The following is a 23,116-nucleotide window of genomic DNA, read 5'->3' on the forward strand; positions in this document are numbered from 1 at the left end:
CACTACCATACGCAAATTAGGAGACAAGGATATGGAATTAGGTTGGATAGACTTTTCAAAAACAGAACGAAGCAAAATACTTAGCGTTTTAGATTTGCTTTCAGAAAGCGGTACTTTGGATGAGCTTGGTATTGCACCTGTTAGAGATGGCTTTTCCAACCTCTTTTTTCCGGGTACAACGACCATCCAAACGAGAGCCAAATACTTCTTTATTGTTCCGTATGCTTTGAAGTTGTTGGAGAGAACTACGGAAACAAATCCAAATCGGACTTTCAGAGCATTGGACGCTATCGAAAAGACCTGCGGACAGACATTCCTTGAACAGAACAGTAATGAAAACGGTATTATCGGAAAGCGTTCATTACAGTCCGGTGGATGGGTTAAGAGAACTCCTGCGGATATTTATTGGGCAGGTCTGAAACGGTATGGTATTTTTACCGGAGGTAGCTTATCACTTTCGGAGTACATAAGGATTTCCTGTGCTATGAAAGACAAAAAGACTACTCTCAAAAAGCTCGGAAATAGAAAGGATAATGCAGAAGAAAATGAGTGCGATGATAAAAACGCTGGCGACTTATTCAAAATGCAGTTTTGGAAAATGCCCTTGTATTTCGATAAGTGGATGGAGAATCTGTCTATAAACCTCACAAAAGCTGAAGCGGAATTATTGCAAGAACAGATTATAGAAAATTGCAAGGGCAGTTTGCTTGCTTGTGTTCTTGAAATGGGTATAACTGAATTTCTTGATTGTGAATCATTTAGAGATTTAGGGGCAATGATAGATAAATTCCCTGAAGCTGTGCAGCAGGATTATTGGCTTGCCCTTGCCTTATCTGACTTCATTTATGTAATTCGTACCGTTTATAACATCATCATTTCGGATGGACAGAATGAAGCAGCCAATGATGAATTGGAAAGGTTAAAACCTGAACTTAAAGAGCTTGCGGATATAGATGTTGATTTCATTCTGAATAAGCTCGAAGTGTTTACGAATCCGCTTCTCAAAAAGTTCTTGAAGCAGTCGCAGGATCTGATGATTGTTGGAGATATTGAAGGACTCAAAAAGTGTATTAACAATCGAGAGGTACAGCTTAAGGGTACAAACAGAGCCAAGACCACACATCCGGGAGAATTTGATGTTAATGAGTGGATTGGCGGTGGAGAGCTTGATTATCGTTTCTTCAATGCAAGAACGATAGTCAGAGATATTTTTGAAAGCGAGGGTAAGACTGATGTTAAATCCAAATAATGACAGATTAGATTACGGTCAGGTCCTTGCACCTCCGGACAAATATAGACTTGATTTTGCGATAGGAACAACATACTCGCTTGATTTGGATGCTCTTGTCGGTGCTTGCATTGCTCTCGGCTTATCTGAGGAAACTGACAGCGATTTGATGAAAAATCCGATTTGCCTTTTGGAAGCATTAAGAGCGACCGGAGATAAAGTCGTCCTGTTTTGTGAGGGTGGACAGATTCACGCTCCGAATAGTGTTACACCACTATATATCTTACTTGAAAAAATGGTATTTCAGGTAAATACAGCAAAGCGTAGAGGAATTGCAAAGTTCCCTTCGTTTCATCCGAAATTTTGGCTACTTAGATATGCCGATGAGCAGAACAATCCTTTGTATAGAGTGGTTGTGCTGAGCAGAAACCTGACATTCGACAGAAGCTGGGATATAACCTTTTGTATGGATGGTAAAGTAAATGGCAGAAAGACTTTGAAAACAGCTCCTGTCGGAGATTTCTTGTCGTATCTTGTCGATCAGTTGCCTACCGATGAAAATGCAAAAGCAAAACAGAAAAAGATAAGAGCAATTCAGCGTGAACTGCCATTTGTTCATTTTGATTTGAACTCAAGAGAATTTGACGATTTTGAATTTCTTCCTGTTGGAATTAAGAACAGTAACGGCGGATTCCACTCAACAGAGGATGAGCCGTTTAATCCGCTGTTTAATGATTCCTGTCACGAGGTTTTGGTTATGTCGCCGTTCCTCAGCAACTCTGTAATCCGTGAATTTAAGGAAAGAAATGCATATATCAACCACACGGATTATATGTTGTTCACAAGAGCAATGTCGCTTGGTAAATTAAATGCTGAGGATTGCAGAAATTTTAGAATTTTCACAATGAAGGACGCTGTTGTAGATGGAGAGTCCGCCATTTCAGAAGATGAACAGCAGGTACAGAAGCAGGATATTCATGCCAAAGTGTATATGGTGCGTAAAAATTCCGACTCCTATCTGTATTTAGGTTCGCTTAATGCGTCGCATAATGCTATGTTCGGTAATATCGAATTTATGATGTTGCTGAAAAGCAAGAACCGTTATTTAAATATGACAAAACTCTCCGAAGCATTATTTAATGGTTCAGAGGATAACCCATCAAATCCTTTTCAAGAGGTTTTTCTTACAAGTGAGATTGCCGTGGACGAGGAAGAAGAAAAGCAGAATTTGCTTGATAGCTACATAAAAGAGATAAACCGATTAAAGCCGACCGCAAGAGTTATCCCGAACGGCGAATACTTTGATTTGTCGGTTTGCTTTCCTGATATGATTGAAGCAGAATACAAAGTCAGTATCTCACCTCTGCTTTCTAATAAAACCGAAATAATATCGGAAAATATATTGTTTAAGTCCTTAGCATTAACGCAGCTCTCAGAGTTTTATAAGATTTCTGTAAGCTACGGGAAAAGGACAGTTGAGCGAATCATTATTATTCCGACGGAAGGATTGCCGGAAGATAGAGAAAAAGCAGTCGTATCAAGTGTTGTTAAGGACAAAGAATGCTTTTACAGATATATTGCATTTCTTCTTGGCGACATCTATGCGTTGGGAGCTTTGGAAGCTGCTTCATCCGCAGAGAGTTCCATAATGAATCATTCAAATTCGGCTGCCCGCCTGCCGGCTCTGTATGAGAAAATGCTCCAGACGGCAGCAACAGCTCCGGAAAAATTTAAAGAGATAGATTACTTAGTGAAAGCAATATCTTTGGACGGTGTTATTCCGGAGAATTTTGAAGAACTGTATACCACATTTAAAAAGGCGGTGAAACTGGATGGCTGATGTAAATGTTGCAGGTCAGTTAGATGAAATTGAAAAACGAATTATGGCTGGACTGAAAGATTTTCAAAGAGCCACCGTTAATCGTATTGATGAATTGTATCGTGCAGGACAAATACGTGTTTTAGTATCGGACGAAGTAGGTCTTGGAAAGACCCTGATCGCACGTGGTACGATAGCAAAACTTGCGAAATTGCAGAAGGAGTCCGGAGATAATCTCGTCAAGGTAGTTTATGTTTGTTCCAATGCTTCGATAGCAGAACAGAACCTAAACAAACTCAGAATTACGAGTGAGCTGAAAACGGAAAGCACAAGTTCCTCCCGCTTGTCTATGCAGCATTTGAATATTTTTAAGCAGGAAAATGACACAGAGCTACTCAACCGTTACATACAGCTTATTCCTCTTACTCCTGATACATCTTTCCGAATGACTTCCGGTGCGGGTACAGTATCGGAAAGAGCATTGATATACGCAATTTTAAGAAGAATGCCGGAGCTTTCAATGTATCGAAAAGCATTGGAAGTTGCTATGGAGGATTATGCGGTTAGTGCTTGGGATGGTTGGGCAAGAGATTGGTATGAAACACAGGTAAAAGAATGCGATAAAACTTCCGGTGGAAAGTACCTTGCGTATATGTTGGAGAAATTATCGGCAGAGCTGAATATGCAGGCGGACGGTAAGAATAACGTTCTTGATATGATAATCTCAATGTGCAAGCAGATTAAAAGCAACGGATATAAGCAGCAAAATAACAATGCTGTTATCGGCAAGCTGAGAGTGATTTTTGCAAAAATCAGCTTAGACAAACTTGAACCTGACCTTGTAATAATGGACGAATTTCAGAGGTTCAAATATCTGATAAACTCGGACTCGGACACAGAAACGGGTATGCTTGCAAATAAGTTCTTTAATTCCAGTAAGGTCAGAATGCTTCTGCTTTCGGCAACACCGTATAAGATGTATTCAACCCTTGAGGAAATAGACGAAACACAGGTCGATGAGCATTACTCTGAGTTCTTTGATGTAATGAACTTCCTTAACATATCGGAAAATGAGAAAGCTGAGTTTAAGACGGTATGGAGTGATTACTCCGTAAAACTGAAAGAATTGTCCGATGGAGATACAACCGTTCTGTCTGCGAAAAATGCTGCGGAGGACGCAATGTATCAGCACATTTGCAGAACCGAACGTATTTCAGCGTCAGAAAATGCGGATATAATTGATGACCAAGATGTTGCAGCTCCGCTTAGTGTTATGGAGCAGGATATTAAGTCCTATGTTCAGGCACAAAAGTTACTTGAGGATATAGGAGCTTCGTTTAATGTTCCGGTTGATTATGTAAAATCAACTCCGTATCTGATGTCCTTTATGCGTGACTATCAGTTGAAGCGCCATATTGAAAAATACTTTGCTGAACATCCTGATGAAATCAACAAAGTGAATAAAGATACTTTTTGGCTTAAGAGAAGAACACTTGATCGATATGATAAAGTGCCGAATAATAATGCCCGACTTGACAGAGTGATGTCACATACATTTAAAGACAATGCGGAGCTTCTCTTGTGGGTTCCTCCGGCACGTCCATATTATCAGCTGCAGGGTGTATTTAAGAATGTATCTGATTTTTCCAAAACACTTGTGTTCTCATCGTGGGAAATGGTTCCCCGAATGATTGCAGGCTTATTGTCTTACGAAGCAGAAAGAAAAACGGTTGGAAAACTGGCAAAGGCAAATGAGGATAAAGAAGCACATTATTTCTATAACGGAGAAAAGCGTTATCCTTCTGCTCGATTGAGTTTTTCGGTAAGCAATGGAATGCCAAACGCAATGACCTTATTTTGCTTGATGTATCCGTCGCAGTTACTTTCAAGATGTTATGACCCGATTGATTGTATAAATAGAGGACTTACACTTAGGGAAATTGAGAAAGAAATCAAGGGTAAGATAGCAGATAAACTTGCAAAATACGAAACTACGACTTCGGGTGTGCAGGATAAACGCTGGTATTATATCGCTCCATTCTTACTTGACGGAGCTGGGTATGTTACTACTTGGCTGAACAGCGACAGCGAATTAACCTCTTATGATGATGAAGATGAAAAGACCAAACGACAGAAAGGTTTTCTTACCCATTTACAAGCACTTAAAGAGCTTTATTATGAAACGGATTACGGAAGAAAGTGCAATCTCGGCAAAAAGCCGGATGACCTTTTAGATGTACTGACTGATATGGCAATCGCTTCTCCTGCGATTGTAATTAACCGAAACTATCAGACCTATTGTAAAAAGGGTGAATCTTTTCCGAGCTTTCTGCCAAGTCAGATAGCCAAAATTTTTATCAACAGAATGAATACTGCGGAATCTACCGCTACGATAGAATTGGCTTGCGGAAAGAAGTCGGATGACGCTCATTGGCAGAATCTCCTTACCTACTGCAAGCAAGGAAATCTGCAAGCAATGTTTGATGAGTACGCTCATCTGATTACAAACGGCTTGGACGCTGATAACAATTTAATCGATAATCTACATCATTCCATTGCAACATCAATGGATGTTAGAACAACGATTTATACTGTAGATACTTTTAACAGTTTTAAGGCAAGAGCTAATGGAGGAAAGGATAAAGCCATGGCACTTCGTTCTCACTTTGCGGTTGCCTTTACAAAGGGCGATGGAAAAGAGAAAGACGCAGACCGAAAAAAAGTAATAAGAAATGCGTTCAACTCTCCGTTCAGACCGTTTGTGTTGGCGTCCACCTCTATTGGACAGGAGGGATTGGACTTCCACAACTACTGCCGACGAATTGTTCATTGGAATCTGCCGTATAACCCGATTGATTTGGAGCAGCGAGAAGGAAGAATAAACCGCTTTGAGTGTTTGGCTATCCGACAGAATATTGCCAAGCGATACGGTACAGTTCCGTTCACAAAGAACATTTGGAAAGAAATGTTTGAAGAAGCGGCAAAGGTCGAAAATGGTGGCGAGGGTTCAGACCTGATTCCATTTTGGGGACTTACCGAAAAGGAAGATATGGTAAGGATTGAGCGAATTGTTCCGATGTACCCGTTCAGCAGAGATGAGCTGGCATACGAAAGACTTATCAAAATACTTTCACTCTATCGTCTTACATTAGGACAGGCTCGTCAGGAAGAACTGTTAGAGTACATTTTTAAGAATTGTGATGACCTGGAGGATATGAAGAACTACTTTATAAATCTGAGTCCGTATTATAAGAATCACTAAGGAAGGAGTGCGATGAATATGAACCTTATGAACTGTTCCGTTAAGCATATCTCTTGGGGTATAGGAACTGTTACAGAGCAAAAAGAAAACTACATTAAAATCAGTTTTCCGATTGGCGAGAAGCAGTTCGTCTATCCGGACGCATTTGAGAAGTTCCTGAAATGTGAAGATACGAGTATGCAGGGTCAAATCGAAGAAGAAATTGCTCACAAAAAGCAGCAGGAAATCTTGAAACAACAGGAACGGCAACAGAAAATTGAAGAAATCTCTCACTCCGTTCCGGTTGTGAATACTCGGAATGGAAAAAAGAAAAACTATCCGAAAGAAAACATCGCTTTCAAATGTAATTACTGCGATGGTGGGAAAGAGCAAAATGGAATCGGGTATTTGTGTGCTTGCAGCGATGAACTGATAGGATACAACATCGAGGTGGCACGACATAGTTGGTGCTGTAATGAGAAAGCTCCTTGCAGTCAGTATTATGACGGTATCATTGACCGTGAAACCTTAGATGAGCAAAACGATGACGGCGGATTTGTATGTTATGAAAGCCAAATGCTCAGGAACTGGGCAGCTTTTGCCGGATTTGTGCTTACCGGAGAAAACAAGCAGAAGCCGATGAAGCTGAGCAAAGTTCAAATTAACAGCTTGGCGATTTTAACATCGAGAGAGCCGTATACTCCGGAAGCTGACAGATTTGTTTTCGGCGTGTTCCTTGTGGATGAAGCCTATGAAGGTGATAATCGTGATGAGGGTTATGTGACCACTTCATCGAAATACAAGATAAGTCTTACGCAGAAAGAGGCAAAGAAAATCTTGTTTTGGAATTACTATCATAATGAAAACTCTCCTGAAAAGGTGGCTTGGGGTCAGGGGTTACATAGATACATTTCTGATATTCAAGCTGCAAGTATTCTTTATGATATTTGGAAAGTAAAAGCAGGAGCGAAGGACGAGAAACTGGCAAAGGAATTTCTCGACCATTTCTGCAAAATCAACGCTATAAGAGTTGATGACCTGCCTGTGTTGAATGGCGCATTAACAATATAAATGGATAGTGTCAACTAAAATATGAAAAAACGTTATTAAGAAAAAAAGCACTTTCATACCTTGAAAACTGTAAATATTTTAGGCTGTTTTAGCAGTACGCCACCCTTGACAGCACAACAAGAACTGCTGGAAGGTCATTACCGACGGCGAAGATGATGAGAACAGTTAGTTCTTCTCCGTCACTTACAGCAGTGTAGCAGTTCTTTTATGAGCCATCAAGGGCAAGCCGCTTGCGCGGTGGCTGTTTTCTTACCTCTGGCTCAGAATCTAAGAACAGTTAGAGCCTTTGGCCTGTTGCATTTTTAATATTTGTTGTTGCCCTAGGAATATTAGTAGTTGCCATTTACCAGGCATGTTAGAAGCATCTTCTAGTTTGTCTACTTTGTTTAAAACTTTATAGCCAGCATGTTTATGTGGGCGAAGGAAGTTGTAGTAGGCAACCCAAAGGGATAGGTCATAGTTGGCACCATCGATGTTATCAAAACCGTTGGAAGGTCTGTAAGACTGTTTATAAGTTCGGTTGAGTCTCTCAATCATCTGTTTATAAGGACGGAACGCTTTGGAGACAACATCGTCGTTGGTAAGTCCAATAACCTGAGTGATATCAAAGTTTATTTTACATTTTTTCGGATATTCGGTAACCGATGATGGAACGTTTGGCGGCATCCATGATGAACCAGATATAGCCTTTAATTCCACGAATCTTAATGTAGGTTTCATCAGCAAGGAACGGAAGCTATGTATAAACTGGGAGTTGTAGGGCTGATGTGATTGTTTGTAATCTAAGTGACGCTCCTACCTTTTTGCATTGCTCATAGGCTTAGCTGCTTCGCAATGCGCCTCTGAGCAACGCAAAAACGGAGCTGATTTCTATGATTTTATTAAAGAATCACATCAACCACATGGGGGCGCAGAAGGTAGGGGCTATCTTTAATTTGGCTTTAGCAATGTTTATTTGCATAAATTTAAGGTACCAGCTACGAATGATAAATTCTAAGCGAGCGCGTTAGGCGGAGCGAAGCGGATGCCGGAGCGAGTCTGAAATGTTATCATTCGGAGCGTCACTTAGGGCAGTTTATATAACTCGACAAATTAGAATTTGCGGAGGTAATTATTTGAGATATATACTTTTACTGCGTGGAATAAATGTAGGTGGGAAGAATAAGGTGTCTATGAGTGACTTCAAAGAACTTTTGAAAAATTCAGGGTTTAAGAATGTTATTTCCTACATAAACAGTGGAAATTTGTTTTTTGATAGCGAGGAGGACCAGAAAAGTTGTGTCAGTAATATAAGGTATTTATTAGAAACTAACTGCGATTTTTCTATTCCATTTGCCTTACTCACCAAAGAAGAGTATTTAAAAGAAAGAGAAAAACTACCTGATTGGTGGAATGAGGATTTGGCAAGAAGAGATATTTTATTCTTTTCAAGTGATTTAGACAAAACAAGCGTTCTTGATTTTTTAGATAAAATTGTTTTTTATAATGAAATAGTATATGTTGGAAAATGTGCGGTATTTTGGGGAAAATATAATGAGTCAGAATACCTGAAAACATCCTACCATAAGAAATTGATGAAACAAGATTTTTATAAAAAAATTACAATCAGAAATGGTAATACATTTGAAAGGATAGCAGAAATTCTTGAAAGTGAATAGTGTATATGGAGGTATTTATGTTTGATTTTAGTATACTATCTACAAAATACAAAGTCAAAAAAATGAGAGAAGAGGATGCGCCAATTATTTTTAATTTGTTATCTGGAAATCCATTATATTTTGAGTATTGTCCACCAAAACCAAGCATCGAATCTGTACTCAATGATTTGAGGGCACTACCACCGGGGAAGAGATTAAATGATAAGTTTTATCTGGGATTTTTTAATGATAATCAGCTAGTGACAGTGATGGATTATATCGTATCTTTCCCACAAGAGGACACTATTTTCATAGGATTATTTATGGTGGATATTAAAGAGTCGGGAAAGGAATAGGCAGTTCTATAATTGATGAAGCCTTAACCGTTTTTAAGCGAGAAGGATATGTAAAAGTGAGGCTTGCCTATATGAAGGGAAACCCTCAAAGCAGTAGATTTTGGCGGAAATGCGGGTTTGCTGAGACCGGAATTGAAAAGGAAGATGAACATGGAGTAGCCGTGGTTTTAGGGAAAATAATTTGAATTATAATATAAAAGGAGAAGGTTAATGACAAGAGAAAAAAGAGCAGAAAAATGGTTTAGAGGTATCCCCAATGCTGAACTAATAAGCATGGAAGAAAAAATGAATATATGTGACAAGGCAGCAAGGGAGATGATGACTGAATTTTTTTGGATGTCAGCATTGGGTTGTATTTCGCTGTTAGTGATGTGTGGTAAAATGATATTTGATTTTATAGTAGGATTAATTAATTACATTTCTGGAGAGAATGCCGGAAAAAATTATTATATTGGTATTGTATATATAGGAGTGGTTATAGTCTTTTTAGTTATAATATATCCTTTAATATCTGCTATTTTAGATAAGAATAAATATATCAAATCTGAAGCAGAAAAGATTATTAAGGCTATAGAAAAAAACAAGGCGAATGAGAAATATAGTGAAGATTTTTATAATGATATGGAAGAAGGCTATCTTCAGTTTGACAATTTTAATTTTAAGCTTGCAATCATACAAGAGTTGATGTATGACTTAAATGTATTACAACCTGAGTTTGATATTTATGAATTTGCAAAAGAGTATAAGGGTAAAGAGATTGACACAGAAAGTGATACTGTAATTGAGCCTGCACTTGAGTATTTTAAGAACTTGCAGATACCTAAGAGCTTAGCAAAAGAAGTCGGATCATTTTACATGGATGGCGGCAATGAAGTGTATATGAATATCATTCCGCAGTGGGACGGCGAGGACGGGTATTTTGATTTGAATGATGTAAGCCTCACGGAGCTTAGACAATTTCCAAATCTAACTGAAGCAACCATTCTGACGGATGATTTTGATAAAATAAAGAAGATATTCGATGCAGCAGGTATTAAGGTGGAATTATTATAATATAAGAAATAGTGAGGTAACAATGGACTATATACAAGATAGAAATAGCAATATTTTGTTTGGCTTACATGACAGCAAGATAGAGAAAATCACATTTAAGGATAATGTTTTAACTTTGCACCTTAATAAAATATTTCAATATACAGAAGACGAAGAAAAAATATATTCAGGAGAAGTTTTATTTTATGGCTGTGATTTAGATGAATGTAGTGTTATGATATTTAATAGAACAGTTTATGAAGGTGATTTTTCGGGAAAAGCCGTTAGTTTACAAGATTACATAAAAAAGTATTCAAACGTAGAGTTTGAAATTTTGACAGAAGGATACTTTGGATATTGTACAACTTATACAGGATGGATTTGGGAAGAAGGAAAAAAGCCTGTGTCAGGAATTATGTATATTTGGAATAACGGTGATATGGTATATCATATAAATTAGAATTTGTATTTTTACATATTAACAGTCAAATAGATTGAGATAAACCACATAAAAGGAGGCAACAAATGACTACAAAAAAATTTGCTAAGTACCTTGAAAAGCAATGTAAAGAAATAATAAACTTTTCACTGGAACCTCTCTTTGAAGAGTATGTAGTTCTTGTTTCAGGAAAAAGAGTTGGAGTAATATATCAGGAAAAGCTCTATGTACTTTACGCTCCTACCTTTGAAAATGTAGAAGAAATGATTCCCGATTTTGAGACAGTTAATTTATTTTCTTGGGCATATCTTAGCTTTATTGAAATAAAGGATATCGAAGATAAAGAGAAACTACAAGACATCATAAACTATGTTTATCATGAGTTATATTTTGCCAAAGAAATCGTAATCGATATAGGATTTTTATTTCAAAGCTTTAGGGGCTATCCTGATAGAATATATAAACTGTATCAGGAACACATTACTTTTCTGCGCTTTGCTTACGAAAATAAGCTGCTAAAGGTGAACCCTCTTGATTCTGAGGGAAGAATCATAAAGCTATCGTATACAAATAATGATTTAACACAAGAAGGACAGCAGATATTACATCCATTATATAGGAAATGGCTAGCTTATACAGACAAAAATGACGCTGATTCCCTGAAAAGAGCCGCAAATGTTAAACAGTTAGAAAAATACTACAACAAGTTAACAGAGGACACAAGCACATAACCCTAAAACATTAGAGCGAATATGTGAAATAATATGAATTTGATTTTGTGAGGAATAAAATGGATTTTATTCCGATACTCCTCATCATCTAACACCCTAATATCCGCATGCAGGAGTTGATGAAAGAAAAGGGCTTTGAGAATAAAGACTATTGGCAAGCATATCAACAATGCATTGCGGGAGGAATTGGATAATCATGTGGTTGTCGCAAAATTTGCGACAGTTCAAAATGAAGAGATGTTTCAGCAAATTGATGAAGTGGGGGGATTCCTGCATCTACAAAATCCCATTTACCCACTTTTTCTTCCAGTTACTCCATCTTTTATAACTGTCAATTTTCCAGCCGGTTTTCTTTTTGACAGCAACAAATAAATAGCCTGTATCACCAAATTCTTTAGTTTCTGTCTTAAAGATAACTTCTGCTTTACGCTCATTTTTAAACTCAACTTTTGTTTCGTATGCAGATTCAATCCCTGAATATTCCGGAGGGCAGCCAAAACTGCGGGGATTTCCACCATACACACGCTTTTTATCCGTACAATAAGCCTCAAAAACAGGTTGATACCGCTTGTTAAATTCTTCAAACCAGTCTTTCTCATCATCTTCGTCTTCTTCTGACTTTAGATAAATATAAGTTTCTATTTCATTCATTTTTGTCGCAAATTCCAGCACTAATGCCGATAAATATTGTTTTAATTCTTTCTCGTCCATCTGCTTCTCCTTATTTACATTTCAGCCAATCCGGTACATACCGCATAAACAGTATCCTTTTTAGATGCAATAGCATACAGATTATCATTTACAATAATCATTTGCTGATATGCGGTTATTATATATTTTTCAAACTCTATCTCCTTAAATAACGAGCCATCATTTCGGTTTATTAAAATCGGTTTATTCTTTTCATTCGATAGTAATACATAGTCTTTATAAAATATAAAGTTTGAAGTTCCCCTTGTGTTATAACGATACTTTATACTGCCATCTTGCAAATTAAGAGCGAAGAACTTGCCGCCATTGCCATCAGTGCCAAAATAAATAATACCGTTTTCTTCCTTTACTTCCGTATATAAATATCCGCCTGTTTTTGTTTTCCAGACAATCTCTCCTGAGTGAATATCTCTACAAGCCATAATAAATGGAGAATGCATATACACTTCCAAGTCTCCGAATCTATAATTTTTACTATCATTATATATTTCCTTTACCGGCTCCGGTGACTGTCCTATTTCAACCAAGGCTGTATCCGAAACTTCAATAAGCTTTTCTATTGTAGCTATATATCCCTTGTACTTTTTTGTATTTAATATAAATCTTCCGCCATCTTCATACAGCAGAGCGTCTGAGGCAGAAAAGAATTTCTCCTGATAATAACATAAATGAGCTTTACTATGTTCCTTAAAATCCTTTGAAAACATATCCAACATAATATAGTTTGGCTTTCTTTTATCATCAGCCGGCTGTTCCTCCGGCGCTGAGCCAAATGCATCGTGTAGGACTGCAATCTTTTCTTTTATTTGATAAATACCTATTATGCCATGGTGTCTAAAATGAACACCTTCAAGTATAAGCGGATAAGCTCTTACCATCTTACTGTCCTTTCATTTAATAGTACAGGCATTACTGTGTGTTTCCATAATTATAACACTAATCTTAACTAAAGTCACTATTTATATGCACAAAACGGTATTTACAAACTCCTCCCTCATCATTTAACCACCCAAAATAACTAACTACTCCAAGGATAAGCTTTATAATGTCCGTTAACCCTACGACTGGTTATAACATAGAAGGCGAAATTCCAGTGCTTTCCGAAAAACTTTTAATAAACCCTTTTATTTAATTACGAAATGTGATATAATTTACTCAATGAGTAAGGAGGCTGCTATGGAAGAAAAGACATTTCAGAATAGGATGAGAGAACTGCGGGAATCTACAGGGCTTAATAGAAAAGAGTTTTGCGAACAATTTGATATTCCTTACAGAACGGTGACAGAATGGGAGTTAGGACATAGAAATGCACCACCGTATGTATTTAGATTTTTGGAATATTATATCCGTATGCAGGAGTTGATGAAAGAAAAGGGTGTTGAGAAAAACATAAGATAGTGACATATTCTGGGATGGCAGGTTTCAATAAATTTTAGTATAAGTAGGTGAATTTATGATTACTGGTGTTGATTATATCTTATATACGAATAAAAGCCAGGATGCTTTTACCAAAAAAATTAAAGAAAATATTCCGTTCTGGAATAATCCATACATTGTTATTGATAATGAAGATGAAACAACGGATATTTTTATTTCCCGAAATGAAGAGATGTTTCAGCTAATGGATGAAAAGGGTTTTTATATTGATAAAGCGTCCGGGGAAGGCCCATTTTTACTGATTTTTAATAGTGGTTATTCATTAACCGTAAGCCGTATAACATTAGTACTTCCTGGAGAAATTGATGAGTCGAAATTTGCCAAGCAAGTGTACGATTGGATTAAGTCGATTCTTTAAAAATATATCAATAATGCATTGAAATAGGTATTGGATAATCAAGTGGCTATCGCAAAATTTGCGAAAACCACAGGCAAGAGTTGTTAAGCTAACCTTGCCTGCTACATCCTTCCATCAGGAAATATAATCTCTAATATTCAACCTCCTGTTTACTCCTTTACTGTCATTTTACAAAGCACAAGCTTCTCCGTCTCATCACTGATAAATACACTGTTTTCTAAAACATCCATTATCCTGTATTTTGTAAAACCCCTTGGAAATGTAACATCAAGAAGTTCATTGTCAGATAGTCTAAGCAATTTTTGTTTTCCCTTCCATTCGTCTGTCTTAAATACAGGTGATAAAATAAGATATTCTTTATCAGCACTGAATTTCCCTCTCATGCCATGCTTACCGGGAAGCTTTGCAAGCTTTTCATTTCCCCAGATTTTCTTTTTGTAAATTCCGTCTTTAGTAATTTCCACATACCAATAAAACTTAAACTGAGATAGACCGCAAGGATTAATTATATCAGCTTCTATGAAGGCATAAATCGCCTCATCCTTTATCATAAGGCTGCCTATCTGCGGATAAGAGTAGTTAAAATCCATTTTATGATAAACACCATCTGCCTTTTCAAAGGATTCCATAAATCTCTTCCGTACTTTTTCTTCTGTAAACACAGGAGTTAAGGCACTATCCCAGCAAAGTGTGTTGGTTTCTCTGTCATAATTAAAAAATGTAAAGCTGTTTGCCGCACAAACATCTCCACCCACCCTGCAGATAACCGGGAATTTTCCTTTTTCTGAAAGCGTAGAAATTTCTGTGATATACTCACCTGCACATTTATTCTTACTTTCTACCTTATGTATTTCTCCCGAATCAGATAATCTAAGAACTTCTCCATCTTCTCCGCCGACAATTAAAATGTCGGAGCCTGCATCAAGCAACAAAGGATTGTTCCATTTTTCCTTTTGTAAAGGAAAAGGTATAAATGTACTCTGTCCACCCTTTATCAGGAGAATACCATAGCTTCCTCCATCATTGCTGCACCAGATAACAAATTCATCTTTTCCTCTTGCAAAGTGATTTTTGGCATTTATAGGTGCGTACTGATACGCCAGACTTCCCAGCTTAAATCCCGGTAATGTCCATTCAGAAATCTTGTCTAAGTTTATCTTCATATTATTCTACCCCTGTCTCCTATCATAGTTTCTGGTCAAATTTATGATAACATAATTTTATTGTTTTGTGTACATTTTTACTCGTTTATACTATGAAAGAAAAGGGTGTTTAAAAATTGGATAATTCAACTGTCGCAAAATTTGCGAAAGTTCAAAATGAGGGTGGTAGAGAGGTTGAAAGGTTTATTGAGTATTATAACCTCGATGTTATCATCTCAGTCGACTATTTTGATTGTATTGACCGTTTAGCCCTCTGATTATATAATAATAACAGATTGAAACTGTGGAGGATGTTATAATGTATATTGAAAATAAATATTGGAATAACTACATTGGGGATACAGACGATAGCCTTAATCTTATTGCTTTTTTAGAAGATCAGGATAGTAATGAAATATCCTTTTCTGAAATACTGGAAAAGACAGGACTTCATAAACAAGGTAACAACTTTAGAAAAACAGTTGGTCACTTGGGATTCACTAATTCTATGGGTATTTATGTTGATTTTCATTTTGCTATTGATGTAATAACTGATCTTGCGGCGATATTATTAGAATGTAAAGTAAGTGGCAACGTCGATTTACATGAATTAGAACCATTTGATACATCTTCTCGTATAATAAATATTATTGCAACAGAGGAAGACTATAAGCTTTTGGATAGTATACTTGCCGACTTTTCGGATAATCCGCTTGAGTATGACCTATGCGAACTTGTCCCACAAGAGGATATGTCCGAAATGGCAGAAATCTGCGGAAGTCTCAGACAAGAGTTGTTAAGCTAACCTTGCCTGCTACATCCTTCCATCAGGAAATATAATCTGTCTTACTATATGGGTATTTGCCTCATATTTTTTATCATACTTAGAAGCCAATTTCTCAAACTCTTTGTTCTTATTAGAGCTGCTTGTAAAAAATGCACATTGCTTGGTCTTAAGATTTAGCATAACAGGAAGTATGGTATCTGCGGTAATGGCAGCAGGACATACTGTTTCAGCGGCAGTCTTTAGTGCGGGTGCAAATTGTAATGGCTTAAAGTCTAAGAGGTTTTTCATATTTTCAAGACATAAATGCTGTAATTTCGACTTGCACAAATCAGGAAGTTTACTTACATTTGCAAGCTGACACACTTCTGCAGCTTCCAAATTAGGCAGGTTTGCAAGTATATCAAGGTCATTCATTTTAGGCAGGTGAAACAGGTATAAGCCGGTAATCGTCTTATTTCCATAGAGCTCAGACAAATCCCCGGTATTGCCGCCTGAAATCGCCAGATTTTTAAGCCTTGGCAGCTCATTTACAAATGAATATGAATCCGGGGTAATCCCGTGTAATTTCAGGCTTTGTAACTGCTTTAACTCTGAAATTGCCTCTATATTTTTTTTACACTTATGTAAGCCTAAGACTTTTAATTCGGTAAACCTTGTTAAAGGTTTCAAATCAAAGGATTTGGCTGCAATATCCAAGTCAAGGCTTTCTAAAGAAACAGGAATTTTAACAAGGAAATCCTTATCCTCTATCTTAGGTGTTTCCACACATAGATGCTTTAGTGCAGGCAGTTGATAAATTGCATCAATCCCCAATATCCCCGAGGAAGCTTCTACAGATAATTTTCTTACTTTATCCATAACTTTAAGAAGGCTTAAATCACAGCTTCCATATGTGTAAATACGAAGCTCAGTGTGCGGATATTTAGCAAAATATTCCTCATTTAGCCTTTGCAGGGTAGATATATCTAGTGGAAGTGTGTCTGTCTGTAAAGTATCTGCACCACCGTTTCTAACGATTTGCTTTATTTCACCAGTTGTTAGCTTTCCTCTAAAATCAATTCTATCTTCTGAAAATGAAACTCCCATCACATTCTCCTTTGTCAGTCAACCACTTACTTACATATCTTTATTTTATGTTTAATCTTTAATATTTACTTTATTTATTGTAGGCATTGATATCTCAATATACACACTACAATCCTACATATCAATTGAATTTCCTTTTTTTGTATCAATTAACTCTTCTCCTCTCAAATCCCCCATTTCATGCCAAAAGCTTATTATATTTGAATATAATCTTTGCATTTTTCTTATCTCCCTTGATGCTCCATAAATATCTGTACTCAAATACTCAACCGGAATACAATCAACTTCGTCTTTTCTCTCTATTGGTACTAACGTGTTACTTTTATCTTCTCCAATCAGTTTAAGATAATTCTCATATATCTTAGGACAGTTTGCTTCTAATAGTGCTGGTAAATTAGGATAAACTAATTTATTTACCATATCCCAAGCAAAGTAACCTGATATTGTCAAATCAATTGGGTTTACATAAATATGATTCTCCCAATCAATATCCACTATGCATCCATGAATCGTTCCAGAACCACCAATTTTCCTTACTTCTTGCGATATCACATTCATTACACTCATATACTTGTCAAGAGGTTCTCTAATATGAGAAACCATTTTATCCATATTTGCATAATAATATTCTATATCTTTTCTCTTCAATCCTTTCATAACCCCACCATTTAGTATTGTAAGCGATCCACTTTGCGCTTTGTGAATGAAACAATAGTAGTCATTTTTCTTTAACATATATAACTTATATATTTCACGTTCAAAGCTCATCTCTATATTCTTTCCACGATAAAAATCTTGATATTGAGATCTTGTTATTTCATATATTCCGTCGTCATAATTCTCAAAACAATCATACTCACAATTTATAGAAAAGCTTTTCAAATGTGGATTATTATTACTGTAGCCAATCTGATTATCTTTATAACACCTATACACTCCATCATCGTAAAACTCATTTCTATGTGTATGACCACTTATATACACAAAATTATCTTGAAGAGATAAATCTAAAGACCAATCTTTTTTGGGTGTATGCGTTAATATAATAGTGTTTTTATCAATCATTGCAGGAACAACTCTGTTGTACAACTTTTCCAATTTAATACTCTCAGATATCTCTTCATTCCTATTCAATATATCACGATAAATACCTTGCTCAGCGTTGAAATTTTTATTATATCCTGAAAATCCCAATCCCCCAAAAAACACAAGTCTTGTTCTTAGTAGCTCTTCTTTTAATTCATCTATAGTTAATGAATTTATCCTGTCATACGAAATAGTACAAAATTCTCCCTCTGAGTTTTTGTATATTAATTCGTTATGAAGTAGGTGCATTCCGTTGCTCTCAATAACTTTTCTATAAATCGAAACTATTTCTTCAACACTCTTACCAGGAAATCCCCATAATTCATGATTACCTAATGTAAAGATGATATCTATTTTACGAAGTCCTCGTCTATCAATTCCCTCTCTTAATAGTTCAACAAAAACTTCAAATATCCAATAATCTGACGAAATATCTCCCCCAATAAGTAATATACTTTCTGACTCGGATATAATGGTATCTACGATTTTTTGAATAACATATTGTGCGTCCTCTTTTGATTTACATTTAGCATTTTGAAGTCTATGCATTAAATGAATATCTGTAATATAGCTTATTCTTTGATTTTTACTTTTATCACCTTCATCTAACATCAAGCTATGCATACTACAATCTTCAGCTAAAAGATTAGTAGATTCTTCTTCATTATTTTTAATTATATCAAATGATTCAATGAGCGATGTTTTCAATTCAACCTTATCGTATATTACTCCAAATTTTTCACAAAGATTACTTTTCATTTTTGAGCCAGCGAAATTTATCTGTTCATAGTCATGTATATTCTCAAGTCCATCACAGTACAAGAGAAATGAATTCGATAAATCTCCTTGAAGAAAATATACAAAATCAAAAAAGTAACGTGTTGTAAACGTATCTATTTTTACCTGTTGGCCTTCTGCTGTCTTCCATTCTTTACAAACTTTAAACTCTCCATCTATATAATGCTTTGATAATTCACTTATAAGATTATCTGATGATAAAATCGGCAATTTTGTGGTGTCATCTGCTTCATATATTGAAAAGTCTATATTCAATTTAATTGCCCCAGAAATATCTGTATTCCTTAAACTTCCTTGATTAAAGCTAATAAATTCCTCAAATGTTTCAAAGTATCGTTGGTATGTAACTGCTGGAAATTTGCTTCCATCCTCGTATCCATTAACTTCCTTGCAGTAATAGTGTGTATTATTGTCAAAATAATTTCTCTCTTCAAAATGTATTTTATCCATTGTCAATATATTTATATACTGCTTTAATCTGCGTTTATGCTTATCTCGAGTTTGCTTTGTCCCATATGAATAAGCATATTTTTCAAGCACTCTTTTAGCCCCATATATTGAGCATAATGCCCTTACAATCATATCATGGTTGGATACTCCTGTGCACACATATTCCATTATTGCATTAAATCTCTCTTCACTATTTATATCTTGAAAAATATAACAAAAAATAAAGAAATCCATATCTATAAAATAGTATAATTTAGACTTTCTAAATTTGTCTTCCGTGTCTAATAGTTCCTTCCCTAATTTACAAATATTAAATTTTTTTATCCAATTCTTTATTAATTTTTTATTACGCTCACACTCTTCATACTCATCTAGTTCTTCTTCTGAAGGCTCAAAAACAAAACTATCAATAGTATTATTTAAAAATGTTTCTCTCTTTTTTAGACGTTCTATATCTATGTTGTTATCACCTAAAAAAGTACCAAACTTACCTAAATCACAAAATTTATAACATGCCCTTTCATAAATATCACCGTCGAGATAATTGAAATATTCCTCAATTGTTTCAAAGGTAATTGTATTTGAACATGTATCTGGTTCATCTAAATCATCATAACATACTAACTCTACTTCTACAAAAAAATATCCATGAATAGCATCATAACCTCTATTTCCTTCTCTTCTCAGTCCAAGTTTACGCTCGGCAATAAGAATATCTTTATTTAACTTTAGCTCATCAGGAACTTCAGTAATACTTAACTCGTTTTTTTCTAGTTGACTAATTATTCTCTTAATCTCTTTATCTAACATAGCCCCTCCCAACTATTGCTACTAAATAGCAATTAATAACGTATTCAATATTAATTTCACATAAAATTAAACTACCACCAATTCATCCATCTAATTATATTGATTTAAGAAAATATCCTTACCTTTGTAACTCCGCAACCTAATTTCATATCCTTTATCAGGCAATAAGTATCCTTAAATCTACGATTCCCTTTTTCTTTATCCTCCGTAATTTCCTCATATATATCTTCAAGGCTAACTGCAGGTGCCAAAATTCCCAAGACATAATCCTCCAGCACGACTTCTCCTATCTTAAAAAGCTTATCTAGTAAAAGCCCCAAATCCTTGTGATTAAACCAACAATCAGTATCAAGCGCATATTTTGTGTTACACATCTTGCAGGCAATTTCACTATTAAAAAAGTCCTGCATGGTTGGCTTTTCCTTTTGTAATAGCCTCGTACAGGCAAGGTGATATTCTATCTTTCGAGGACTCACATCAACATCTGAAACAAAAATCACTCCATATTCATTATCGAATTTAACCGAAAGTACATCTCCAACCTTAAAATACGGCTCTCTCTTTACTTTTGTCTTTGGAACTTTAAGAGGCTTTAGGTTCTCACTTTGTAACTGAACAGCCAGTTTATCAAGTACTTTCTGTCTCTGATTTTTTGCCTTGCTGTCAACTTCAAGCCAGAACTCATCTGCTCCTTTTTCTATTATCTTAAGAGCCTTAGTTTTTATTTCCTCCGGTAAATGTCCTATCGTCCACAAAGAATAAGCTACGGCTGTCCAATAAATCTCAGCATAAAAGCTGTCTGTGCAAAAATTCTTCTCGTCATTTAGCACATCTTCAATTATCTCCTCGACATTCTCACCATTTTTATATCTTTCTACTATGGTATTATAAATATCATAACCGTCATCACTGTCTATAATCTTTACTCCATCTATTGCCATAATAGTCTCCTATTTACTCAGAAATCTTGTCTAAGTTTATCTTCATATTATTCTACCCCTGTCTCCTATTTGTATTGTTATAAAATAACTTAGCTCTCTCCTTTGAAAGCAACCCCTTATCCACGAGCCTGTTTACAAAATTTACTTCATATCTTTCAAAATCCTCTGCACAACCCACATTTTCAGCAAGAAGTAATATAGCAGCATCTATTGTCTCAGATTTTGAATTATTACTGAGCTCTTTTTCTATGTATTCGCATAAGCTGTCCAAAACCTTATAATTTTCTATGTCTGCCTTTTCAAAATCAGCATTCCAATCTATTGATTCAAGTTTTTGTTTTAATTTAAGTATATCAGTATTATCCATATTTTCACTCTTCATCATAAATAGGTGGAAGACTTACATACCTCTCCTCAATCTTTACCCTCGCATAAAGTATTCCATCCTGATAGAAATATCCCTCAAACGGAGGATATTTATCCAAATCTTTTAATACTTCATCAGGAATACTTCTAAAATTATAATCCCTCAAAGCCCCTGCGCCAATCAGTTTCTTTGTCCTGACTGCTTTAATTTCTTTTTCATATTTCCTATAAAATTCTTCCGGCTCTTTTTCATATATTTCTGTATCTTCCTCATCCAATACATAATATCTGTCATAGCCTGCTACCCATGAAATATGCACACAGAGCAGATGTTTTTCAATCTCCGGACAATATCCCACCATAAAGAATTTATCTTTGTCGATTCTTTTATTTTCTATGGTTATATTCTGTATTATATTATTCATATTTATAGTAGTCCCTCATACCGATACCAATTGTATTCCAATGTTTTTCTTCATCATTCTCACGCCACAATCCTATACTTACATTTAGAAAAGAATAACAAAATCCTGCCTCGCTGTCATCAACTTCCCTGTCATGTTCTGTAATTATCTCAATCAATTCATCTGCATCTGTTTCAAAAACTGATATGCCATAGATATACGGTCTGAGAATACCCTCAATTCCTGCAAGAAACTCAATGAATTCCAGTTTACCATCTTTATCAAAATCGAGTCCTAATTCACTATTAAAATAAAAATGCCTGTAAGACTCTCCCCCATAATTCTCAAAAAATCTATCCGGTTTCCCAAGCAGCTCCTGCACCTTATCTGCTTTCATTCCAAGTAAAATTTCTTTATCATCAAGCTTTATCTTCTCAAGTGGAAATACTTCAGCTCTCATTCTGCTTCCTCCTATACTATCTCACAAAGCTCGTGCAAATTTTTGATTATATAAGTTGGCTTAAGATTGGTATCATTTATTTCTTCCTTAGGGTTGTACCAACAGGTGTCAATGCCTGCATTAACACCACCCTGTATATCACTTGTAAGCGAATCCCCTATAATAACCGCCTGACTTATATCATCTATTCCTGCCTTAGCTATTACCCTCTCAAAAAAATGAATGCTAGGCTTTTCATAGCCTACAAGTTCTGAAATAAAAATATTATCAGCTATTTTATCAAGACCTGAACGCTCTAACTTCTTTTTCTGTGCAATGGCAGTCCCATTGGTCACAATGATAATTTGATAATTCTTCTTCTGAGCCTTTATTATATCAAGGGCATCATCATTAAATGCTATAGTATCTCCGAGGGCAAGCTGATATGCCTTGTTAAATTCAGCGGCAGCATCAGTCCTTATTCCCTCTTTTTCAAAGAATTCCACAAACCTCTCTACCAGAATCCTCTCCTTTTCCATCTCGCCGCATTCTAAGAGTTTCCAGTATTTCTTGTTTATTTGGATATAGCAGGATAGCATTTCATCCGTACACTCACCGAGGTTAAACTTCTCAAACAAAGTCCTTATCGCCCTCTTCTCTGCTTTCTCAAAGTTAAGTATGGTGCCATCTATATCCCACAGCAAATATTTATATTTTGACATAAGCTTACTCCATTTAATTGATGTA

At 35.9% G+C, this 23,116-nt stretch carries 23 protein-coding genes and 1 pseudogene; 13 read left to right on the plus strand and 11 right to left on the minus strand.

Annotated elements, in window-relative coordinates:
* Positions 1-31 precede the first annotated feature (31 nt).
* From JJN12_RS12120 to JJN12_RS12135, 4 genes are read left to right on the plus strand one after another with little or no spacing between them, the layout of a single operon-like run.
* Complete coding sequence (locus JJN12_RS12120; protein ID WP_208429934.1) at positions 32-1,249, plus strand: DUF6361 family protein; 1,218 nt, start codon at positions 32-34, stop codon at positions 1,247-1,249.
* Positions 1,233-3,068: a hypothetical protein gene (locus JJN12_RS12125; protein ID WP_208429935.1), complete on the plus strand. Its 1,836-nt coding sequence runs from the start codon at positions 1,233-1,235 to the stop codon at positions 3,066-3,068. Before JJN12_RS12120 ends, JJN12_RS12125 begins: the two co-directional genes overlap by 17 nt.
* A complete protein-coding gene (locus JJN12_RS12130; RefSeq protein ID WP_208429936.1) occupies positions 3,061-6,309 on the plus strand; it encodes a helicase-related protein in 3,249 nt (1,082 codons plus the stop codon). Before JJN12_RS12125 ends, JJN12_RS12130 begins: the two co-directional genes overlap by 8 nt.
* A 12-nt stretch (positions 6,310-6,321) precedes the next feature.
* Positions 6,322-7,359, plus strand: coding sequence for a hypothetical protein (locus JJN12_RS12135; protein ID WP_208429937.1), 1,038 nt, complete (start codon positions 6,322-6,324; stop codon positions 7,357-7,359).
* 267 nt (positions 7,360-7,626) lie between these two features.
* Here JJN12_RS12135 and JJN12_RS12140 read toward each other — a convergent pair.
* Positions 7,627-8,089: pseudogene (locus JJN12_RS12140) on the minus strand (integrase core domain-containing protein); the annotation flags it as partial.
* Positions 8,090-8,474: 385 nt separating this feature from the next.
* Between JJN12_RS12140 and JJN12_RS12145 the strand changes: the two are divergent.
* From JJN12_RS12145 to JJN12_RS12165, 6 genes are all read left to right on the plus strand, one after another.
* On the plus strand, positions 8,475-9,017 hold the full coding sequence (locus tag JJN12_RS12145; protein ID WP_208429938.1) for a DUF1697 domain-containing protein: 543 nt from the start codon (positions 8,475-8,477) through the stop codon (positions 9,015-9,017).
* 17 nt (positions 9,018-9,034) lie between these two features.
* The gene (locus JJN12_RS14290) at positions 9,035-9,352 is read left to right on the plus strand and encodes a hypothetical protein (protein WP_236013785.1); all 318 of its coding nucleotides are present in this window, start codon (positions 9,035-9,037) and stop codon (positions 9,350-9,352) included.
* Positions 9,353-9,363: 11 nt separating this feature from the next.
* Entirely contained in the window at positions 9,364-9,537 is a 174-nt protein-coding gene (locus tag JJN12_RS14660; RefSeq protein WP_328706823.1) for an N-acetyltransferase, read from the plus strand.
* A 25-nt stretch (positions 9,538-9,562) separates the two neighbouring features.
* Positions 9,563-10,405 carry a DUF6892 domain-containing protein gene (locus JJN12_RS12155; protein WP_208429939.1) on the plus strand — a complete coding sequence of 281 codons (843 nt, stop codon included), beginning with the start codon at positions 9,563-9,565 and terminating at the stop codon, positions 10,403-10,405.
* Between the two features lie 22 nt (positions 10,406-10,427).
* Complete coding sequence (locus tag JJN12_RS12160) at positions 10,428-10,844, plus strand: hypothetical protein (RefSeq protein WP_208429940.1); 417 nt, start codon at positions 10,428-10,430, stop codon at positions 10,842-10,844.
* A gap of 65 nt (positions 10,845-10,909) precedes the next feature.
* Entirely contained in the window at positions 10,910-11,554 is a 645-nt protein-coding gene (locus JJN12_RS12165; RefSeq protein ID WP_208429941.1) for a hypothetical protein, read from the plus strand.
* A gap of 276 nt (positions 11,555-11,830) precedes the next feature.
* Here JJN12_RS12165 and JJN12_RS12170 read toward each other — a convergent pair whose 3' ends face one another.
* Entirely contained in the window at positions 11,831-12,265 is a 435-nt protein-coding gene (locus JJN12_RS12170) for an NTF2 fold immunity protein (protein WP_208429942.1), read from the minus strand.
* A gap of 14 nt (positions 12,266-12,279) precedes the next feature.
* Positions 12,280-13,143: a PQQ-binding-like beta-propeller repeat protein gene (locus JJN12_RS12175; RefSeq protein ID WP_208429943.1), complete on the minus strand. Its 864-nt coding sequence runs from the start codon at positions 13,141-13,143 to the stop codon at positions 12,280-12,282.
* 298 nt (positions 13,144-13,441) lie between these two features.
* Here JJN12_RS12175 and JJN12_RS12180 point away from each other — a divergent pair, with 298 nt between their 5' ends.
* A complete protein-coding gene (locus JJN12_RS12180) occupies positions 13,442-13,663 on the plus strand; it encodes a helix-turn-helix domain-containing protein (RefSeq protein ID WP_208429944.1) in 222 nt (73 codons plus the stop codon).
* Positions 13,664-13,718: 55 nt separating this feature from the next.
* Entirely contained in the window at positions 13,719-14,060 is a 342-nt protein-coding gene (locus JJN12_RS12185; RefSeq protein ID WP_208429945.1) for a hypothetical protein, read from the plus strand.
* A 149-nt stretch (positions 14,061-14,209) separates the two neighbouring features.
* On the opposite strand, the gene JJN12_RS12190 is transcribed toward JJN12_RS12185, so the two are convergent.
* Positions 14,210-15,223, minus strand: a complete 1,014-nt coding sequence (locus JJN12_RS12190) for a hypothetical protein (RefSeq protein ID WP_208429946.1) — start codon at positions 15,221-15,223, stop codon at positions 14,210-14,212.
* Positions 15,224-15,521: 298 nt separating this feature from the next.
* Between JJN12_RS12190 and JJN12_RS12200 the strand changes: the two genes are divergently transcribed.
* A complete protein-coding gene (locus JJN12_RS12200; protein ID WP_208429947.1) occupies positions 15,522-16,007 on the plus strand; it encodes an imm68 putative immunity domain-containing protein in 486 nt (161 codons plus the stop codon).
* A 9-nt stretch (positions 16,008-16,016) separates the two neighbouring features.
* Here JJN12_RS12200 and JJN12_RS12205 read toward each other — a convergent pair whose 3' ends face one another.
* From JJN12_RS12205 to JJN12_RS12235, 7 genes are all read right to left on the minus strand, one after another.
* Positions 16,017-17,075 carry a leucine-rich repeat domain-containing protein gene (locus JJN12_RS12205; protein ID WP_208429948.1) on the minus strand — a complete coding sequence of 353 codons (1,059 nt, stop codon included), beginning with the start codon at positions 17,073-17,075 and terminating at the stop codon, positions 16,017-16,019.
* Positions 17,076-17,189: 114 nt separating this feature from the next.
* Positions 17,190-20,219: a metallophosphoesterase gene (locus JJN12_RS12210; protein WP_208429949.1), complete on the minus strand. Its 3,030-nt coding sequence runs from the start codon at positions 20,217-20,219 to the stop codon at positions 17,190-17,192.
* Between the two features lie 104 nt (positions 20,220-20,323).
* Entirely contained in the window at positions 20,324-21,160 is an 837-nt protein-coding gene (locus tag JJN12_RS12215; protein ID WP_208429950.1) for a hypothetical protein, read from the minus strand.
* Positions 21,161-21,212: 52 nt separating this feature from the next.
* Positions 21,213-21,527, minus strand: coding sequence for a hypothetical protein (locus tag JJN12_RS12220; protein WP_208429951.1), 315 nt, complete (start codon positions 21,525-21,527; stop codon positions 21,213-21,215).
* 4 nt (positions 21,528-21,531) lie between these two features.
* A complete protein-coding gene (locus JJN12_RS12225) occupies positions 21,532-21,951 on the minus strand; it encodes a hypothetical protein (protein ID WP_208429952.1) in 420 nt (139 codons plus the stop codon).
* Positions 21,944-22,390 carry a hypothetical protein gene (locus JJN12_RS12230; protein WP_208429953.1) on the minus strand — a complete coding sequence of 149 codons (447 nt, stop codon included), beginning with the start codon at positions 22,388-22,390 and terminating at the stop codon, positions 21,944-21,946. Before JJN12_RS12230 ends, JJN12_RS12225 begins: the two co-directional genes overlap by 8 nt.
* Positions 22,391-22,401: 11 nt before the next feature.
* A complete protein-coding gene (locus tag JJN12_RS12235; protein ID WP_208429954.1) occupies positions 22,402-23,091 on the minus strand; it encodes a YjjG family noncanonical pyrimidine nucleotidase in 690 nt (229 codons plus the stop codon).
* Positions 23,092-23,116 lie beyond the last annotated feature (25 nt).

This window comes from Catonella massiliensis, from assembly GCF_016651435.1.
GTDB classification, from domain to species: Bacteria; Bacillota; Clostridia; order Lachnospirales; family Lachnospiraceae; genus Catonella; species Catonella massiliensis.

Bases quoted from the DNA above. Each gene is read 5' to 3' on its own strand.
- JJN12_RS12120 (WP_208429934.1), top strand. From the start codon at position 32: ATGGAATTAGGTTGGATAGACTTTTCAAAAACAGAACGAAGCAAAATA.
- JJN12_RS12125 (WP_208429935.1), top strand. From the start codon at position 1,233: ATGTTAAATCCAAATAATGACAGATTAGATTACGGTCAGGTCCTTGCA.
- JJN12_RS12130 (WP_208429936.1), top strand. From the start codon at position 3,061: ATGGCTGATGTAAATGTTGCAGGTCAGTTAGATGAAATTGAAAAACGA.
- JJN12_RS12135 (WP_208429937.1), top strand. From the start codon at position 6,322: ATGAATATGAACCTTATGAACTGTTCCGTTAAGCATATCTCTTGGGGT.
- JJN12_RS14290 (WP_236013785.1), top strand. From the start codon at position 9,035: ATGTTTGATTTTAGTATACTATCTACAAAATACAAAGTCAAAAAAATG.
- JJN12_RS12155 (WP_208429939.1), top strand. From the start codon at position 9,563: ATGACAAGAGAAAAAAGAGCAGAAAAATGGTTTAGAGGTATCCCCAAT.
- JJN12_RS12160 (WP_208429940.1), top strand. From the start codon at position 10,428: ATGGACTATATACAAGATAGAAATAGCAATATTTTGTTTGGCTTACAT.
- JJN12_RS12165 (WP_208429941.1), top strand. From the start codon at position 10,910: ATGACTACAAAAAAATTTGCTAAGTACCTTGAAAAGCAATGTAAAGAA.
- JJN12_RS12170 (WP_208429942.1), bottom strand. From the start codon at position 12,265: ATGGACGAGAAAGAATTAAAACAATATTTATCGGCATTAGTGCTGGAA.
- JJN12_RS12175 (WP_208429943.1), bottom strand. From the start codon at position 13,143: ATGGTAAGAGCTTATCCGCTTATACTTGAAGGTGTTCATTTTAGACAC.
- JJN12_RS12180 (WP_208429944.1), top strand. From the start codon at position 13,442: ATGGAAGAAAAGACATTTCAGAATAGGATGAGAGAACTGCGGGAATCT.
- JJN12_RS12185 (WP_208429945.1), top strand. From the start codon at position 13,719: ATGATTACTGGTGTTGATTATATCTTATATACGAATAAAAGCCAGGAT.
- JJN12_RS12190 (WP_208429946.1), bottom strand. From the start codon at position 15,223: ATGAAGATAAACTTAGACAAGATTTCTGAATGGACATTACCGGGATTT.
- JJN12_RS12200 (WP_208429947.1), top strand. From the start codon at position 15,522: ATGTATATTGAAAATAAATATTGGAATAACTACATTGGGGATACAGAC.
- JJN12_RS12205 (WP_208429948.1), bottom strand. From the start codon at position 17,075: ATGGGAGTTTCATTTTCAGAAGATAGAATTGATTTTAGAGGAAAGCTA.
- JJN12_RS12210 (WP_208429949.1), bottom strand. From the start codon at position 20,219: ATGTTAGATAAAGAGATTAAGAGAATAATTAGTCAACTAGAAAAAAAC.
- JJN12_RS12215 (WP_208429950.1), bottom strand. From the start codon at position 21,160: ATGGCAATAGATGGAGTAAAGATTATAGACAGTGATGACGGTTATGAT.
- JJN12_RS12220 (WP_208429951.1), bottom strand. From the start codon at position 21,527: ATGGATAATACTGATATACTTAAATTAAAACAAAAACTTGAATCAATA.
- JJN12_RS12225 (WP_208429952.1), bottom strand. From the start codon at position 21,951: ATGAATAATATAATACAGAATATAACCATAGAAAATAAAAGAATCGAC.
- JJN12_RS12230 (WP_208429953.1), bottom strand. From the start codon at position 22,390: ATGAGAGCTGAAGTATTTCCACTTGAGAAGATAAAGCTTGATGATAAA.
- JJN12_RS12235 (WP_208429954.1), bottom strand. From the start codon at position 23,091: ATGTCAAAATATAAATATTTGCTGTGGGATATAGATGGCACCATACTT.